This is a genomic window from Paenibacillus sp. 01T422 (genome assembly GCF_056398785.1).
In genome coordinates, this window is the sequence record NZ_JBFTQB010001265.1 from 1 (window position 1) to 1355 (window position 1355).

The window sequence follows — 1355 nt, forward strand, 5'->3', positions numbered from 1 at the left end:
GTCTTGCATCGTCCAAATCGTAAAGGAGGCGAACGGGATTATGGCCGGTTTGAGCCCATTTTACAGGATCCATTTGTGCAAAAAGCTGCAAAGCATCATAGTTCCAACTGAACCATAGATTAATGGCTAGCTCGGACAAGCGCTCAATTGCAGGAGGCAATGTTTTGTCTACTCTGAGAACGGAGTTTTGCATACGGTATGTTCACTCCCTTTATGATCATGATTGTCATTATAATTGTAATTACCCATATTATCTTGTTCCACCAACCTTTTCATACACGAGTCTAAGTAAGGAATATGCAGCAAAGAGCCCCGCAATGACAGTAAAAGCAGCCAAGATAACGGTTCCGCTCACAGGAAGCAGGAGCCTGAGATAACTGAGAATGGGAGATGTTGGATCATATTGAGGCATGAAAACCGTTTTGGCGTCTCGGAAGACCTGCATAGGCTCCCAAATAACGAGCACAATAGCTGCGGAGAGCAGAGCATGGATGAAACGAGAGATCAAAAAAGGCATATAACGCAAGTTGGTATGACTCAAAAGGCTGACGATCTGCGCATGCACCGACATGCCACCCCATGACAATATGAACGCCCCGATAGCAACCTTGCTCGAAAGCGCCAATTCTGCAGGAGCATTGCCAGCAGCTTTCGCCCCAATTGTCACCTCGAATAGGCCATTCATGACGGCTTGTGACAACTGGGCAGGGAGTCCCGTGAAGCGCAAGAGGGAATCAATAAGCAGGTACATGGCATTCATGACCTTGGCTTCCGTTAAGACTTCCAATACAACGGAGAAGAAGACAACAAGTCCACCTACGACGAAAATTAAATTTAACGATTGAAGAATGGATTGGCTCAGGAGCGTACCAATGGGTCTTCCATCGGACAGGCGTGCATGATGCATGGATACAAAAGCGCGCTTCCATATCCAGCCCTGGCTGGCGCTCTTTTGCACGGTAGGCGTGCTTTTCCTGCCATGGAATCGCATCATAAGTCCAATTATGAGGGAGCCTCCGTAGTGAGCTACAGCCAGAATGATAGCCAATGAGGCGTCATGGAAGAAGCCTATTGAAACAGCGCCAATCAAGAAGATTGGGTCTGAGCTTGTTGTGAATGCAACGAGCCGTTCGCCTTCCTCACGGTTCACAAGCTTTTGTGTCCACAGTTGACCTGTCAATTTAGCACCGACAGGATAGCCCGCTGCGAAGCCCATAGCTACGACGAAGCCGCCAATGCCTGGGATACGGAATAGAGGGCGCATCATAGGATCAAGCAGTGTGCCGAAGAAATGAACGATGCCGAAGCCAAGCAAAATTTCGGAGATTACGAAGAAGGGAAAGAGTGCAGGAAAG

The 1355-nt window shown here is 48.3% G+C and carries 2 protein-coding genes; both read right to left on the reverse strand.

The window, feature by feature from the left end; all coding sequences use genetic code 11:
- Positions 1–193 (reverse strand): DUF3417 domain-containing protein (locus tag AC1DUA_RS37850; RefSeq protein WP_477504603.1); only part of this gene is annotated, 193 nt, incomplete at its 3' end.
- A 57-nt stretch (positions 194–250) separates the two neighbouring features.
- Positions 251–1355, reverse strand: a 1105-nt coding sequence (gene ylbJ, locus AC1DUA_RS37855) for a sporulation integral membrane protein YlbJ (protein ID WP_477504604.1), incomplete at its 5' end; no start/stop codon positions are given.